General features: G+C 65.3%; 18 protein-coding genes. 7 read left to right on the top strand and 11 right to left on the bottom strand.

The window, feature by feature from the left end:
* Positions 1-238: 238 nt before the first annotated feature.
* The 11 genes from XI05_RS39020 to dapA form a co-directional block, all read right to left on the bottom strand.
* Positions 239-1,168, bottom strand: coding sequence for a dihydrodipicolinate synthase family protein (locus tag XI05_RS39020; RefSeq protein WP_271511812.1), 930 nt, complete (start codon positions 1,166-1,168; stop codon positions 239-241).
* Between the two features lie 8 nt (positions 1,169-1,176).
* Positions 1,177-1,968: an amino acid ABC transporter ATP-binding protein gene (locus XI05_RS39015; protein WP_442869353.1), complete on the bottom strand. Its 792-nt coding sequence runs from the start codon at positions 1,966-1,968 to the stop codon at positions 1,177-1,179.
* The gene (locus XI05_RS39010; protein WP_172784534.1) at positions 1,965-2,696 is read right to left on the bottom strand and encodes an amino acid ABC transporter permease; all 732 of its coding nucleotides are present in this window, start codon (positions 2,694-2,696) and stop codon (positions 1,965-1,967) included. Before XI05_RS39010 ends, XI05_RS39015 begins: the two co-directional genes overlap by 4 nt.
* A gap of 19 nt (positions 2,697-2,715) precedes the next feature.
* Positions 2,716-3,552 (bottom strand): ABC transporter substrate-binding protein, encoded by an 837-nt coding sequence (locus tag XI05_RS39005; protein WP_271511810.1) that lies wholly within the window; start codon positions 3,550-3,552, stop codon positions 2,716-2,718.
* A gap of 120 nt (positions 3,553-3,672) precedes the next feature.
* The gene (locus XI05_RS39000; protein ID WP_172784532.1) at positions 3,673-3,975 is read right to left on the bottom strand and encodes a DUF4286 family protein; all 303 of its coding nucleotides are present in this window, start codon (positions 3,973-3,975) and stop codon (positions 3,673-3,675) included.
* 16 nt (positions 3,976-3,991) lie between these two features.
* Positions 3,992-4,942 (bottom strand): dihydrodipicolinate synthase family protein, encoded by a 951-nt coding sequence (locus XI05_RS38995; RefSeq protein WP_271511807.1) that lies wholly within the window; start codon positions 4,940-4,942, stop codon positions 3,992-3,994.
* Positions 4,939-5,370 (bottom strand): MaoC family dehydratase, encoded by a 432-nt coding sequence (locus XI05_RS38990; protein WP_011086090.1) that lies wholly within the window; start codon positions 5,368-5,370, stop codon positions 4,939-4,941. Before XI05_RS38990 ends, XI05_RS38995 begins: the two co-directional genes overlap by 4 nt.
* 3 nt (positions 5,371-5,373) lie before the next feature.
* Positions 5,374-5,781, bottom strand: coding sequence for a MaoC/PaaZ C-terminal domain-containing protein (locus tag XI05_RS38985; protein WP_271511805.1), 408 nt, complete (start codon positions 5,779-5,781; stop codon positions 5,374-5,376).
* A gap of 11 nt (positions 5,782-5,792) precedes the next feature.
* On the bottom strand, positions 5,793-6,956 hold the full coding sequence (locus tag XI05_RS38980) for an acyl-CoA dehydrogenase family protein (protein WP_271511804.1): 1,164 nt from the start codon (positions 6,954-6,956) through the stop codon (positions 5,793-5,795).
* The gene (locus XI05_RS38975) at positions 6,953-8,143 is read right to left on the bottom strand and encodes a CaiB/BaiF CoA transferase family protein (protein ID WP_271511803.1); all 1,191 of its coding nucleotides are present in this window, start codon (positions 8,141-8,143) and stop codon (positions 6,953-6,955) included. Before XI05_RS38975 ends, XI05_RS38980 begins: the two co-directional genes overlap by 4 nt.
* 11 nt (positions 8,144-8,154) lie before the next feature.
* Entirely contained in the window at positions 8,155-9,060 is a 906-nt protein-coding gene (gene dapA, locus XI05_RS38970; protein ID WP_271511802.1) for a 4-hydroxy-tetrahydrodipicolinate synthase, read from the bottom strand.
* Positions 9,061-9,247: 187 nt separating this feature from the next.
* Here dapA and XI05_RS38965 point away from each other — a divergent pair, with 187 nt between their 5' ends.
* From XI05_RS38965 to XI05_RS38935, 7 genes are all read left to right on the top strand, one after another.
* Positions 9,248-10,345 (top strand): LacI family DNA-binding transcriptional regulator, encoded by a 1,098-nt coding sequence (locus XI05_RS38965; protein WP_271511801.1) that lies wholly within the window; start codon positions 9,248-9,250, stop codon positions 10,343-10,345.
* A 3-nt stretch (positions 10,346-10,348) separates the two neighbouring features.
* On the top strand, positions 10,349-10,717 hold the full coding sequence (locus XI05_RS38960; protein ID WP_172784524.1) for a tautomerase family protein: 369 nt from the start codon (positions 10,349-10,351) through the stop codon (positions 10,715-10,717).
* Positions 10,718-10,730: 13 nt separating this feature from the next.
* Positions 10,731-11,873 (top strand): acyl-CoA dehydrogenase family protein, encoded by a 1,143-nt coding sequence (locus tag XI05_RS38955; protein WP_271511800.1) that lies wholly within the window; start codon positions 10,731-10,733, stop codon positions 11,871-11,873.
* A 4-nt stretch (positions 11,874-11,877) separates the two neighbouring features.
* Positions 11,878-13,461: an acyl CoA:acetate/3-ketoacid CoA transferase gene (locus XI05_RS38950; RefSeq protein WP_271511799.1), complete on the top strand. Its 1,584-nt coding sequence runs from the start codon at positions 11,878-11,880 to the stop codon at positions 13,459-13,461.
* Positions 13,462-13,470: 9 nt separating this feature from the next.
* Positions 13,471-13,953 (top strand): MaoC family dehydratase, encoded by a 483-nt coding sequence (locus XI05_RS38945; protein ID WP_271511798.1) that lies wholly within the window; start codon positions 13,471-13,473, stop codon positions 13,951-13,953.
* Between the two features lie 71 nt (positions 13,954-14,024).
* Entirely contained in the window at positions 14,025-14,861 is an 837-nt protein-coding gene (locus XI05_RS38940) for an ABC transporter substrate-binding protein (RefSeq protein ID WP_271511797.1), read from the top strand.
* A gap of 233 nt (positions 14,862-15,094) precedes the next feature.
* Positions 15,095-15,994: a LysR substrate-binding domain-containing protein gene (locus XI05_RS38935; RefSeq protein ID WP_025035437.1), complete on the top strand. Its 900-nt coding sequence runs from the start codon at positions 15,095-15,097 to the stop codon at positions 15,992-15,994.
* Positions 15,995-16,005: the final 11 nt, after the last annotated feature.

Here is a 16,005-nt window from a genome sequence, read left to right as displayed (position 1 = left end):
GCGCTCGCGCGCAAGCGGGACGTTCGCAGTCGCAGCGAAAACGTCGGAAAATTTGCCGAATGCGACCGCCGCTGTCGCTTGGCAGGAGCAAACCAGCCCATCCGAACAGCAGGAGAGTCGGAAGGTCGGCCCTGGCCGCGTGTTTAGCAAACTACTTTACTGAATGTTCAATGATGCAACTTCGGCGGCGCGAGTAGCTCCCTCGTCGTCCGAAATCCGACGATGGCCGCTTCGCGGCTTAGAGCACGCCGGCGACGCGCAATGCCTGCTCGAGCGCCTGCAACTCACCGCGTGTCGCCGCCGGCTGCGGCGGCCGCGCCGCGTCGCACGACAATCGTCCGAGCAGCTTCAGGCAGGCCTTGAGGCGCACGGTCGCGCGTCCTCCGGGCGGGTCGCGATAGATCGCAACGGCAAGCGGATACAGCTTGTCGTGCGCGGCGCGCGCCCGCGTCCAATCACCGGCTTCCGCAGCACTCCAAAGGCCCACCACGAGCTCCGGGACGACGCAGGCAAGGCTCACCTGGCTACCGGCCGAGCCGACAATGTAGCTTGTCAGCAGATGCTCGTCGCCCGAGCCGAGCACGACGAAGTCCGGTCGCAGCTTGCGGATCAGCCTGAAATTCTGTTCGTAGGCCGCAACCTCCCAGCTGCCCTCTTTCACCCCGACGAAGCGGGCATCGGCGACCAGCCGCGTCAGCAGCGGCGGCGCGTAGGCCATGGCTCCCGCGCCGACCGGCGCGGCGTAGAGCATCAAGGGCACCGTCGTGGCATCGCGGATGCGGCGGTGATGCTCGATCACGCAATCATCGGCATGGCCAAGCGCCCAGCTGTTGGGAGGAAACACCAGCAGCCCGTCCGCGCCGGCCTGTTCCAGCGCAGCCGCCTCGCGCGCGGCCTCCAGGCTCGATTCATGGTTGACCCCGGAGACGATCAGGCAGTCCTTCGGCGCGTGCTGACGCGCCAGCTCCACCACGCGCCGCTTCTCGGCCAGGGACAGCACAAAATTCTCGCCGGCGTGGCCGTTGACGAGAAGCCCGTTGATGCCGGGCGTGGACGCCACCGAGGTGAGATGGCTTGCGAGCTGCGCCTCGTCGACCTCGAAACCGGGAGTCATCGGCACGATGGTGGCGGCGTGAATGCCGCGCAGGCGGTCGCTGAATGTCGGCATCTGGTCGATCAGTGAATGATCTGGTCGAGGAACGTCCGCGCCCGTTCCGACTTCGGATGCTTGAAGAACTGCTCCGGCGCAGCCTGCTCGACCACCTTGCCCTCGTTCATGAACACGATGCGGTCGGCGACCTCGCGGGCAAAGCCCATCTCATGGGTGACGCACAGCATGGTCATGCCCTCCTCCGCAAGCTTCTTCATGGTCTCCAGCACCTCCTTGACCATCTCGGGGTCGAGCGCGGAGGTCGGCTCATCGAACAGCATGATCTTGGGACGCATGCACAATGCGCGTGCGATGGCGACGCGCTGCTGCTGACCGCCGGAGAGTTGCCCGGGAAATTTCTCCGCCTGGTCCGGAATCCGCACCTTGGTCAGGAAATGCATGGCGAGATCCTTGGCCTCGACCGCACTCATCCCGTTCGCGGTCATCGGTGCCAGAGTGCAGTTCTCCAGCACCGTCATGTGCGGGAACAGATTGAAGCTCTGGAACACCATGCCGGTGTCCCGCCTGACCGCATCGATGTTCTTGCGCTGATGATCGAGCTCGACGCCGTTGACGTAGATCAGACCCTCGTCGTGCTTCTCGATGTGGTTGATGCAGCGGATGAGCGTCGATTTGCCCGAGCCTGAAGGACCGCAGACCACGATCTTCTCGCCCTTGGCGACCTTGAGATCGACCTCGTTCAACGCGGTGAAGTCGCCATAGTGCTTGTAGACCGCCTCCATGCGGACCGCAGGCACCTCGCGGAGCTGCGGCTGCATTGTTGCACTTTGGGCCCTCGCCATCGATGTCTCGCTCATGCCCGGGCCTCCACACTCGCCTGCGCAACCGGCGCGCTCGCTGCGACCCGCCTGGTTTTTGCGGCACTCGATCGACCGAAATGCTTTTCGAGCCGGCGCTGAACCGCATCCCAGACCGAGGTGAGGATCAGGTAATACGCTGTTGCAGCGGCATAGACTTCGAGGATCTGGAAATGCTCCTGCATCAGCATGTCGCTGCGGCGCATCAGCTCCTCGACCGAGATCACGGAGGCAAGCGAGGTCGCCTTCAACAGCGAGTTGATGGAGTTGCCGAGCGGCGGGATCATCAGCCGGAACGCCTGCGGAAGGGTCACGCGGCGGAACGTGACCCAGGGCGACAGGCTGAGCGCCCAGGCCGCCTCGCGTTGTCCCGCCGACACCGCCATGAAGCCGCTGCGCACGATCTCGGCGAGATAGGCGGCCTCGTTGAGGATCAGGCCAACGAGCGCGCAGGTGATCACGCTGAACTTGATGCCGAGCTGCGGCAAGCCGCTGTAGATCACCACGAGCTGGATCAGGAGCGGCGTGCCGCGGAAGAACCAGATGTAGAAGCGCGCGGCACCCGCGAGCACCGGATTGGACGACATGCGCAGCAACGCGATGCCCATGCCGAGGATCAATCCGCCGACGACCGCCGCCACCGTCAAGCCGATGGTGACGAGCACTCCCTTCATCAGGAAGTAGTTGAAGAAGTAGCTGACGGCGGCCGTCGGACTGAAAAGGCTCATCGGCTCGTCTCCGTAGGTTTCAGGCCGGACCGGGGCCGGCGATCGCGAGCGGCTGGTCGGCCGGCATGGCGGTCAGGCCGAACTTGTCGAACAGCGCCTGATAGAAGCCGTCGGCGCGCATCGCGTTGAGCGTCTTAACGACGGTATCGGCGACCGTCTTGTTGCGGAAACCAAGCGTGGTCCTGGCCGTGCCGAGCCCACTCAGGACTTCCTTCACGCGACCACGGCCGACGAGATCGCGTGCCACGCTGTCGACCAGCAGCGCATTGTCGACCTGGCCCGCAAGTAGCGCGCTAATGACGTTGGTCGCAGTCGGGAACGTCCGCATCTCGACGGCCGCTCCGCCTTTCGCCACGCTGGCATCGCTGAGCTTCTTGAGCCAGTTCATCTGGTAGCTGCTGACCTCGACGGCGGATGATTTTCCGATCAGATCGTTTTCGGTAGCAATTTTTGTGCCGCTGTCGGGGGCGACCACGACCGAGATCGCCTGAATGGCATACGGCACCATGTACATCAGCTTCGAGCGTTCCTCGGTCCAGAACATGCCGGTATTGACGCCGTCGATGCGCGCTGCGCCCAGGGCGGGAATCATCGCCGGAAAATCCATCCGGACGAGTTCGACGGGAAGACACAACCGCTTGCCGAGCTCGGCGGCGAGCTCGACGTTGAGGCCTTGCAGCTGACCGTCCTTGTCGACGAATTGCTGCGGCGGGTTGGTCGGGTTGATGGAGAGCTGCAATTTGCCCGGCGCGATCAGATTGTCGTCGGTGATCGCGGGCGTGCAGGCGGCATGCACCGCCGTGGATGCGAGAACGAGTGCGGCAGCCGCACCCAAGCGAAACAATGTCGAGACCATGGATACCTCCAGTAGACGCCAATGACCGATACAGTTCCTCGCCCGGGATTCCCCTCGACGCTTATTGGATGCGGCCGGCCGGATCTCGCGACACGGCAGGCAGCATCGGCTTCGACCTGCTCAAGCCGGTCCCGACATCGGCCTGAGCTGGATGCGCATGAAATTCTTCACCAGGGCTTCGAACGGACCAAAGCCCTTCACCTTCAGGAATTCCGGCGTCTCGAACGCCCACCTGCCCGCGACCTCGTACATGGCGGCGTATTTCGGCCCGTCGCCCACCGAGACGAAGCGCTTGGCCGAGAGCCAGCCGGGACAAGCGAGCAGATCGGGAAAATGCTTCTGCTCGTACCAGGCGTTGAACGCAGCCTCGTGCTCGGGATCGATGTCGACCCGCACGATGTGGATGAAGGCTTCGTCCGGCATCGGCTCGTTCCTCACGCTAAGTGCGGATGTCGCCGGCCGCGCGCGCCGCGCCGACCGCCGCTGCAATGGCATCGCAGAGCGCCGGCAGAACCGGCAGCAGCGGCGGCCGCGGATCGGCGCTGCGGATCAGGCCAAGGGCCTTCAGCCCGACCTTCATGCGGGTGTGCATGTCCATGATCGGCGCAGGCCCGTAGATGGCGCGGACGATCGGATAAAGCCGCTCGTTGACGGCGCGCATGGCCTTGAGGTCGTCCGCGAGCGAGGCCTGCCACAGCGCGACGAACAAATCCGGCGCAAGGCTGACGAGGCCGGAGAGAATGCCATCGCCGCCGACGGCGAGCTGCGGCAGGAACCAGTTGAAGTTCGACGGCAGGATAGCGACGGAGGGATCGGCCTGCTTCACCGCCCGCCGGTTCTCGTCATAGGCCAGCATGGTATCGCTGCCTTCCTTGACGGCGATGACGCTGTCGAGCGCGGCGATCTTGGCGAGAGTTTCCGGCGAATAGCCGAAGCCGGATGCCAGCGGGTACTGGAAGATCGAAACTGGAATTCCGATCGCGGAGCTGACCGCCTGCACGAAAGCCAGCGGCGCGCGTGAGGTCGCCGAGGCGCCGCCGCCGAGCGGCGCCGGCGGGAACAGCACAGCGCAATCGGCGCCGGCCGCTTCCGCGAGTTGGGCCTGGTGGATCGCTTCCGCGGTCGAATGCGCGATGATGCCGGCCAGCAAGGGCTTGGCGCCGATCTGCTTGCGCGTCCGCTCGATCACGGCCTGACGCTCGTCATCCGAGAGCGAACCGCCCTCACCCGCGTGGCCATTGACGAACACCGCCGCGATTCCGTCCGGGCACGCGCAATAGTCGAGCACACGGGCGTAGCCGTCCCAGTCGATCGAGCTGTCGTCCCTGAAGGGCAGCACGGTCGCGACCGTGACGCCGCGCAGATCCGGTATCTTCCTCGCCCTGCTCATGACGGTTTCCGCCGCGGAAATTTCAGGCTCGCGCGCGCCTTCAGCACTTCGAGGCCGCCCTCGTTGCGGGCGCTCGCTTCCCAGATGATGGTGCGAGTCTCGTCGTGCTGCTCGGCGATCCAGACATCGAAGGTGAGCGTGTCGCCGTAGAACACGGGACCTGTGAACCAGAACCGGTCCTCCACCGACACGCCGATGGTGCCGACCAGCTCAGAGGTGAGGATGCTGGTGCAGAGGCCCGCAACCATGATCCCCGGCGCCAGCCTGCGGCCAAAGCGCGTCGCGCCGGCATAGACCTCGTCGACATGGACGGGGCCGAAATCGCCGGTCGCGGCGATGTAGAGCGCGCCATCGGCCTCGGTGATGGTCTTGCTCAGGCTGACCCTGTCATTGACCTTGAGATCGTCGAAGGATTTTGGCTCGTACATGGCTCAGCCCTTCGCGAAGGGAACCAGCGTCGCGGTGCCGTCCACCACGGTGGTGCCGGAGGGCGACAGCGTGCAGGTGACGCGGCAGACCGCGTCATCGCCGTCGACCGAGACGATCTCGGCTTTGGCCTCGACGGAGTCGCCGACAATCACCGGCGCCGCAAAAGTCAGCGCGATGCTGCCGATCCGCCGCGTGGGCCCGCCGAGCTGGCTGAGGCAGGTGGTGGCGAGACCGCCGACCGCGAGCTCGAAGGCGACCATGTTCGACGCGCCGGCCTTCTTGGCGCGGACGGCATCGACATAGAGACCGCCGAGATTGCCGCTGATGCCGGTGAACATCGCCTGCTCGGCGACCGTCATGGTCTTGCGGAAGGCAAAGGCTGTGCCGGGCTTGAGAGGTACGTGAGACATCGATCGCTTCCCTAAAGCAGCAGGCCGTTCTTGATGGTGCTGCGCGCAATCAGCATGCGATGGATTTCGGAGGTGCCGTCGTAGATGCGGGTGACGCGGGCGTCGCGATACATCCGCTCCAGCGGCAGGTCCTTGCTGAAGCCCATGCCGCCGAACACCTGGATGGCGCGGTCGACGACGCGGCCCTGCATTTCCGACGCCGCGACCTTGATCATCGAGACCTTATCGCGCGCGTCCTTGCCCTGATCGATGTCCCAGGCGGCGTTCATCACCATCATCTTCACGCCAAAAATCTCGGTGGCGGAATCGGCGATCAGCTTCTGCACCATCTGGAAATCGCCGATCAGCTGGCCGAACTGGCGCCGCTCGCCGGCGTGCCTGCGCATCATCTCGAGCGCACGCTGCGCCATGCCGACCGCGCGTGCGCCGATATGAGCAAGCCGGATCTGGAGCACGCTCTGCATGATCAGCTTGAAGCCGCCGCCGACCTCGCCGAGCACGGCCGCCTTCGGGACGCGGCAATCCTCGAAGCTCAGCTCGGCATGGCCATAGCCACGATGGCCCATCATCGGCTGGGTGCGTGCGACCTTGAAGCCGGCCGTAGCTCGGTCGACCAGGAACAGGGTGATGCCACCGCGGGCGCGCTTGTCCTTGTCGGTCAGCGCCATCAGGATGATGTAATCGGCGATATCGCCGTCGCTGATGAAATGCTTGGTGCCGTTGAGCACCCATTCTTCGCCGTCGAGATGCGCCGTGGTGCTGATCGACGCGGCGTCGGATCCTGCGCCGGGCTCGGTGATCGCCATGGCGCAGATCTTGTCGCCCTTCACCGTCGGCAAGAGGTAGCGCTCGACCTGATCGCCCTTGCAGGCCATCAGCATCGGATAGACCTGGCCGAACACGCGGCGGATCAACGCATCTGACGTCTTGCCGAATTCTTCTTCGACCAGGCAATGCTCGACGCAAGTTAGCCCGCCGCCGCCGACATCCGCCGGCATGTTCATGGCGTAGAGGCCGAGCTTCTGTGCCTTGGCCTTGGTGACCGCAAGCGCCTCGGCCGGCACCGTAGCCGTCTGCTCCACGACGTCTTCGAGCGGCTGCACCTCCGTCTCGACGAAGCGGCGGACGGTATCGACCAGAAGGCGCGTCTCCTCGGGGATTGAAAAATCGATCATCGCGCCACTCCGACGGCCTTGCCGGCGATCATCGCATCAATGTCGGCAGTGCCGTAACCGATCTCGCCGAGCACCTCGCGCGTCTGCGCACCCAGCCGCTGCGGCACCAGCCGTACCTCCGGCGTCTGCCCGTCATAGCGCGCGGGATGCGCGACCATCCGGATCGGCGCGCCGCCGGCACTCTCCGCGCTCTTGAACACGCCGAGATGGTTGAGCTGGGGATCGGACTCGAGGTCGCGATAATCCTGCACCGGCGCGTGCCAGATTCGCGCTGCTTCCAGCCCGGGCAACCATTCCGCCGTCGATTTCTGTTTCAGGCGCGCCGCAACAATCCGCGTGATCTCCTCACGCTTCGAGAAACTGTCGGCCTCTCCGAACTGCTTCAGCTCCTCGCTCGCGAGCGCGACCGCCAGCGCCTTGGGCGACGCCATGGAGATCGCAAGATGGCCGTCGGCCGTGGCGTGAATGCCATAGGGACCGGGGCTGAACCAGGCCGCAATGCCGGCCGGCCCGCGCGAGGTCGGCGACGGCGCGCCGTTCAGCCAGGCGGTCAGCGGCTCGACCTGGAGATCGAGGGCGGCCTGATAGAGGTTGACCTCGACGAGTTGGCCTTTGCCGGTCTTCGTCCTCGCGAACAACGCGGCAAGAATGCTCATGGCATAGAGCGAGGCGGCGTGCTGATCGACGATGACAGCGCCGACCGCTGTCGGCTCGCCATCGGCGCGTCCGGTCCGCATCGCGAGACCCGACATCGCCTGGAGCAACAGATCCTGGCCGGGGCGATCCTTATAGGGCCCTTCCGACCCAAAGCCTGTCGCCACCGCATAGATCAGACCGGGATTGATCGCCTTCAGCGTGTCGTAACCGAGACCGAGCTTGGCCATCGTACCCGGGCGAAAATTCTCCATCACGACGTCTGATGTCGCGACCAGCTTTTTCACGGCGGCGATTCCGTCGGGATGCTTGAGATCAACGGCGAGACTGCGCTTGTTGCGCCCCGTGGCCAGATGATTGACGCTGTCGCCCGCGACGAAATGATTGGCGACCGCCCAGTTGCGCTGAAACGCGCCCTCGATCGGTTCGACCGCGATGACGTCCGCGCCGAGATCGGCCAGCGTCTGCGCGGCCAGGGGCCCCGCGAGATAGTGGTTGAAGCTGAGGATCTTGACGCCGTCGAGCAGATTCATCCGTTCACACCTCAAGCAGCCGCAACCGGCGCGCCGCGCCACACCAGATCGAATGTCTTGACCAGGGCACGCGCGGCCGCATCCTGCGCAGCCGGCAGCGGCAGGCGCGGCGGACGCGGAAGGCCGGCTGCAAAGCCCATATGACCGAGTAGCCCCTTGCTGCCGGCGACATAGGCCTGGCCGCCGACGAATTCGATTACCGGCAGGTATTTCAGATAAAGCTCGCGCGCTTCCTTGATCGCGCCGTGGTCGGCGACGAGGCTGAAGATCCGCGCCATCTCCGCCGGGACGACGTTGGAGGCCACGGCTACCCAGCCCTGCGCGCCCTCGACGAAGGACTCGAAGCCGAGGATGCCGCCGAACACGGTCATCCGGTCGCCGCAGAGACGGATGATGTCGCGCACCCGCGTCACCTCCAGCGTCGACTCCTTGATATAGAGACAATTGTCGATCTCGGCGATCCGCGCCACCAGCTGCGGCTTGAGATCGACATTGGCGGTTGCCGGATTGTTGTAGACCATGATCGGCAGCGAGATCGCATCGGCCACCGTCTTGTAGTGATGCACCAGTTCGTCGTCGGTCGGCGTGGAATAGAACGGCGGAATGATCATGACGCCGTCGGCGCCCAGTTTTTCGGCACGGCGGCTGAGACGCACGACCTCGCGCGTGTCCTCCGCGCCGGTACCGATCAGCACCGGCACGCGGCCCGCGGCCTGGCGAATGACGACCTCCGCAACGAGCGCCTTCTCGTCATCGTCCATGGACAGGAACTCGCCGGTCGAGCCGAGCGGGATCAGCCCGTGGATCCCCTGCGCGATCTGCCACTCGACGAAGGCGCGCAAGGCCGCGACATCGACCTCGCCCGCCGCCGTGAACGGGGTAATCATGACGGTGTAGGTGCCGCGGAACGCCTTCATCGCGGCGCTGCCGGGCGCTCGGGTGGATTCAGACGACGGCGGCCGACTGCGGAATATCCGTAGCGCTTATGCAATCGTTTGCATAAATGGCTCTGCATTGGGCAACACCATCCATTTTTTGAGCTTGATCCGTGTAGAATAAGCTCATAGCGTTTCTGCAATCGTTTGCAGTCTATCGGCAGGTTGGATGAGCGTCACGCTCAAAGATGTGGCACAGGCGGCCCGCGTTTCAGTCAGCACGGCTTCCCGGGCGCTGACGGGAACCGGCCTGACCAGCGAACGTACGCAGCAGCGCCTGTTGCGCATCGCGCGCGAGCTCGGCTATCGGCCGAACCCGATTGCGCGTGGATTGAAGACCGGACAGTCGCGGCTCGTTGCTCTTCTCGTGCACAATCTCACCAACGCCTCGTTCCAGGTGATGGCCGAAGTGGTGCAGGCCCGCCTGAAGGCGCTGGGCTATCAGATGCTTCTGTGCATCGGCGGCGACGATCCGCAAGCCGAGAGCGACACCCTCACCACGCTGGTCGATCATCGCATCGACGGCTTGATCGTAGTGCCTACAGGCAAGAACGGCGCGCAGCTCGAGACGCTCTCCAAGGACGTGCCCATCGTCTGCCTGGTGCGGCGGGACGACGCGACCGATCTCGAGACCGTGCTCGCCGACGATCCGCAAGGCGCTTATCTGGGCACGCGTCATTTGATCGAGCTCGGGCACAAGCGCATCGGTCTGATCGTCGGCCGTCAGGACACGACCTCAGGCCGCGAACGCCTGTCCGGCTATGTCCGCGCGCTGCGCGAGGCCGGTATCGCCAGGGACGACACGTTGATTCATGCCGGCCACTACGTGCCCGAAACCGGCGCGACCTGCGCGCGCAAGCTGCTCGACCTCCCCCGCCCGCCCAGCGCAATCTTCGTTGCCAATCACGAGGCGACGCTCGGCGTGTTGCGCGTCACCGCAGAACGGAACATCGCCGTTCCCGATGATCTGTCGCTGCTCTGCTACGAGGACATGCCGTGGTTCGAATGGCATCGCCCGGCGATCAGCATCGTCGACAACGGCGCGCGCGATCTCGCCAACCTCGCCGTCGACCGGTTGCTGCACCGCATGGACGCCAAGGGAAATAGCAAGGGCAATGGCAGTGATGGCGTCCGCGAATATCGCGTCGGCGCGCGGCTGATCCAGCGCGACTCCTGCCGCCAGATCGACGCACCAGCTCCTGCGAAATCCGGCAAGTCCAAATCGTCTTCATCCAAATCGTCTGCAGCCAAGTCCGCGAAGGTCTGATCGATGCCCTATGTCGAAGTGCTCGCCCCGCCAGTCCCATCCGAGCGCAAGGCCGCGCTGGCGCGGTCGGTGACCGACGGCCTGATGTCGGCGTTCGGCGTCACCGCCGATACGGTCACACTCTATTTCCTGAACATTGCGCCCGACGACTACGCCCACGCCGGCAGGTTCGGCGCGGAGGCCACCGGTCAGCGCATCCTGCTCAAGGTCCACGCCTTCCGCCGCAGCGAGGCCGAGCGGCGCGCTGCCGCCATCGCGCTGACCCGCGCCGTATGCAGCGCTTATGGCGTGCCGGGCGACGACGTCGCGGTCTACTTCTGCGATCGCGACCGCAGCGAAGTCTCCCACGATTCCAAGCTCGCCAGCGACTGACGGGTAGCACGCCATGGACCGCTTCTACAGCCAAGACCAGAAAGCCCTGCGCGAGACCGCCCGTCGCTTCGCAGAAGCGGAGATCCTGCCGCGCGCTGCGGCGATCGATCGCGAAGACCGCTTCGACCGCGTGCTCTACAAGGGCATGGCCGATCTCGGCCTGTTCGGTATCTGCCTGCGCGAGGGCGCCGGCGGCGCCGGTCTCGATGCGGTGGCGGCCTGCATCGCGATGGAGGAGCTGGCGCGCTGCTCCGGCGCGGTCGCCAACGCCTTCGCGATCCCGGTCGAGGCCGTGCTGTTCTTCGATCATCACGGCACCGAGGCACACAAGGCGCTGATCCCAAAAATTCTGAGCGGCGACATCATTCCCGCGACCGCCGTCTCCGAGCCCGATCACGGCTCCGACGTCGCTGGCATCCGCACCAACGCGGTACGCGAGGGCAATGGCTGGCGGCTCAACGGCACCAAGGCCTGGGTGACGCTCGGCGGCGTCGCCGACCGCATCATGGTGTTCGCGCGCACCGGCGCAGACGCGGGCCACCGCGCCATCTCCTGTCTTCTCGTCGACGGCGCCCTGCCCGGCATCGCGCGCGGCAAGAACGAGGAGCTGCTCGGCATGCACGGCCTCGACGACTGCCAGATCACCTTCTCCGACGTGCGCCTGCCCGCCGACAGCGTGATGGGGCCGGAGAACCAGGCCTTCAAGATGGCCATGAGCAACTTCAACTTCAGCCGGCTGATGATGGCCTCGATGGCGCTGGGCATGGCGCAGGCCGCGTTCGAGGACGCCACCGCCTATGCCAAGGATCGCAAGCAGTTCGGCCAGGCCATCATCGGCTATCAGGCGGTGCAGTTCATGCTCGCGGACATGTCGACCGACATCGCGGCTGCGCGCCTGCTGATCCATCACGCCGCGCGCTTGCACGATGCTGGCGAGCCAATCGCCAAGGAAGCGGCACAGGCCAAGCTGTTCACCACCGACATGGCGATGAAGCACGTCTCCAACGCGCTGCAGATCCACGGCGGCAACGGCTATTCGCGCGAGTACCGCATCGAGCGGATCTTCCGCGACGTCCGCCTCGCCCAGATCTACGAAGGCACCAACCAGATCCAGCGGCTGATCATCGCCCGCCAGGTCGAGAAGGAGGCCGCGTGAGGGCATGCTGAGCATCATCACAGCGGCGGAGGCCGCCGGCCTCATCCGCGACGCCGACACGCTGATCGTCGGTGGCAATGGCGGCACCGGCGCCGCCGAAGCCATTCTGGATGCGCTGGAACGGCGTTTCCTCGGCGGCCAGGGTCCGCACAATCTGACGCTCATCAACATCACCGGCGTCGGCGCCGTGACCGAGAAGGGTCTCTGTCATCTCGCCCATGAAGGCCTGATCGCGCGCGTCATCGGCGGTAATTTCGGGCTCCAGGTGCCGTTCATGCGCCTTGTCCGCGACGAGCTGATCGACGCCTACAATTTCCCGCAAGGCGTGATGAGCCAGCTCTGCCGCGCCATGGCCGCCAAGCATCCCGGCGTGCTCACCCATGTCGGCCTCAACACCTACATGGACCCGCGCCAGGACGGCGGGTGCATGAATAAGCGCACCACCGCGCCGCTGGTCGACCTGCTCGAGCTGCACGGCCAGTTCTGGCTGCTCTACCGCGTCCCCGCTCCCCCCGACGTCGCCATCATCCGCGGCACCTCGGCCGATGAGGACGGCTATATCAGCATGGAGCACGAGGGCACGACGCGCGAGGATCTGTCGATCGCGCAGGCCGTGCACAACGCCGGCGGCACCGTGATCTGCCAGGTCAAGCGCATCGTGAAGCGCGGCTCGATCCATCCGCAGATGGTGAAGATCCCGGGCTTCCTGATCGACCATGTCGTGCTCGAGCCCGAGCAGATGCAGACCTACGGCACCGCCTATGACCCGGCGCGCTGCGGCGAGACGCGGGTTCCCGAAGCGATGATCACGCCCGATCCGCTCACCGAGCGGCGGGTGATCGCCCGCCGCGCCGCTTTCGAATTGCGCCCGCGCGACGTCGTCAATCTCGGTGTCGGCATTTCCGCGATGATCCCCAATGTCGCGGCCGAGGAAGGCATCTCCGACCTGATCACGCTGACGGTGGAGTCCGGCGTCGTTGGCGGCGTGCCCGGCCATGCCCGCGAATTCGGCACCGCGATCAACCCGCGCGTCATTCTCGACCAGGCCTATCAGTTCGACTTCTATGACGGCGGCGGCCTCTCCTGCGCCTTCCTCTCCTTCGCGGAAGTCGATGAAGCCGGCAACGTCAACGTCACCCGCTTCGGCGAGCGCCGCGACGGCTCCGGTGGCTTCATCGACATCACGCAGAACGCCAAGCGGCTGATCTTCAGCGGCACCATGACCGGCGGCAAGTTCGACATCGGCGTCGAGAACGGCCGCCTCGCGATCCGGCGCGACGGCGCCTTCCGCAAGTTCGTCGCACAAGTCGGCCAGATCAGCTTCAGCGCCTCACTCGCCGCGCAGCGCGGCCAGCACGTCAGCTACGTCACCGAGCGCGCCGTGTTGGAGCTGGAGAACGGACACGTGACCCTGACCGAGATCGCGCCTGGCGTGCGGCTGGAGGAGGACATCCTGGCCCATATGGGCTTCAAGCCGCACATCAGCCCGCAACTGAAAGACATGGACCCGCGCATCTTCCGCTCCGGGCCGATGGGGATTGCGCAGAGCTTCAAGGCGCTCCCGGCGCGGCCACGGAAGGTCGCCTGAGGGACCAGCATGGACACGAGCGCCCCGACCAATCTCCGCTACGAAGATATCGCGCTCGGCGCGGAGTTCGAGACCGCCGTGCACACCGTGACGGAGGCCGATATCGCGGTTTTCGCCGACGTCACGCGCGATCATCATCCGCTCCATGTCGATGGCGCCTATGCGCGCTCCCGCGGCTTTCCCGCGGTGATCGGCCATGGCCTGTACGGCCTGTCGCTGATGGAAGGGTTGAAGTCGGAGCTGAAGCTCTATGAGGAGACTTCGGTCGCCTCGCTCGGCTGGGACGGGGTCAAATTTAGGGGACCCATCGTCGCCGGCGATCGCTTGCGGGTGCGCTTCCGCTTCGTCGAGAAACGGCCGACCAAAAACCCCGCGCGCGGCATCGTCGTCGAGACGCTCGACCTCCTCAACCAGCGCGACGAGGTGGTGACCGCGGCGCGCCACATCTCGCTGATCCTGACCCGGCAAGCCGGTGCTGCGGCGGCCACATGACCAGACAATGAAGAAGACTTTGGGCCGGAGAACGGCTCCCCTGCCACCCACGATTTGATCGGAGTATTCATATGCGATTTGCAAAAACCTTCTCCGCCCTCGTCCTGCTGGCCGGCCTGTCGCAGGCCGCCGGAGCCCAGACCTGCACGCCGAAAGTGCCGGCCTCGAGCCTGATCGAGGCGCCGAAATGGCAGATGTCGATCAACCCGACGCTGCCACCGCAGCAATTCGTCGACGACAAGGGCGAGCTGCAGGGTCTCAACGTCGAGCTCGCCCGCGAGATCGCCAAGCGCATCTGCGTCGAGCCGGTGTTCCTGCGCATGGACTTCCCGCCGATGATCCCGGCGCTGCGATCTGGCCGCTTCGATGCCATCAACACCGGCCTGTTCTGGACCGAGGAGCGCTCCAAGATGCTCTACCTCGTGCCCTATGCCCAGCAGGCGATCAGCATCTACACCGACCCCTCCTCCAGCCTGAAGCTGGAGAAATTCGAGGACCTCGCCGGCCGCGTGGTCGGTGTGGAATCGGCGACCTACACCGAGCGCAAGGCGCGTGAGTTCAGCACGGCGATGGAAGCCAAGGGCCTCAAGCCGGTCGAGCTGCGTACCTTCACCACCGTCACCGCCACCTCCGCGGCGCTGCGCGCCGGACAGCTCGAGGCCGCGCTCAACATCAACGAGACCGCCAACTCGCTCGAGCAGAAGGGCATCGCGAAGATCTGGGTCCGCGACATCGCGGGCACCGACATCACCTTCGCCTTCCGCGACAAGCTGCTGGCCCAGGCCGTTGCCGAGGCACTCACGGCGATCCGCACTGATGGCACCTATGACAAGCTGTTCGACAAGTTCGGCATGACCAAGCTGAAGGCGACGACGTTTGCGATCCGTGGGGATGGGCCGACGAATTGACAAGCAAGCGCCGCCTTGATGTCCCCGCGCACGCACCGCGCACACGTAACCGTCTGATCAACTGATGAGGCGGACTCGCGCTCCGTGATGGGCGCCATGGAGAAGCGATAGCGCTGATACTACAAGGAGTTATCATCCAACCGGGATGCGCGTTCAGATCGCAGCACCGGGCACCGCCGGTCGGCGGCCAGTAGCACGGAACTTGCATAAATTCTGGGCGACATGGACGCCGCATGAACCTCATCAGCCTCGACATCCGCATGCTCCGGTCGCTGATCTCAGTGGTCGAGACCGGCAGCATCACCGAGACCGCGCGCCGGCTGGGCCGCACCCAGCCGGCGATCACGCTGCAATTGCAGCGGCTGGAGGAGCTGACCGGCAAGCAATTGTTCGAGCATGGCGGCCGCAGGCTGACGCTGACCGACGACGGCACCACCGTTCTCACCTACGCCAAGTCCATCCTCAGATTGCATGACGAGCTGATCTCGCAATTGGCGTCGCAGGAGATCGAGGGCCAGGTCGTGCTCGGCACGCCCGACCTCTATGCGGCGTTCATGCTGCCGTCGATCCTCAGCGTGTTCCGAAAATCCTTTCCGCGCGTGCAGGTCGAGCTCAATTGCGCGCTGTCGACGCCGCTGGTCGGCCTCGTCAAGCGCGGCGATGTCGACATCGCGCTCGTCACCCGCATGAATGATTTCACCGGCGGCCAGGTGGTGCGGCGCGAGCAATTGGTGTGGATGACCGGCGAGCAGTCCGCCGCGCATCAGGAGCGTCCAATTCCGCTCGCGCTCCTGCCGCCCGGCAACATCTATCGCGACTACGCCATCGACACGCTGGAGCGGGCGAATTTGCGCTGGCGCATCGCCTGCGTCAGCGAAAGCGTCGGCGGCCTTCAGGCCGCGGCCTTCGCCGGCATGGCCGTCACCGTGCTCGGCCGCAGCGCGCTGGTGCCGGCGATGCGCGAGATCGGGCCGAACGAAGGCCTGCCTCCGCTGCCGAAGATCGAGCTCTTGCTCTACAAGTCGAGCGGCGCGACCTCGAAAGCGGCGACCGCGCTGCACGATTATCTCGCGCACTATCTGCGGCTCGATGAAGAGCTGAGCGGCCGCGGCGCGCCGATCGAGCTGTCCTAAAGCGCGATCAG

This window comes from Bradyrhizobium sp. CCBAU 11357, from assembly GCF_028128865.1.
In the GTDB taxonomy this organism is placed as follows: domain Bacteria; phylum Pseudomonadota; class Alphaproteobacteria; order Rhizobiales; family Xanthobacteraceae; genus Bradyrhizobium.
Note: the sequence above shows the minus strand (reverse complement) of the source record. Positions and strands in the feature narration are given on the sequence as shown.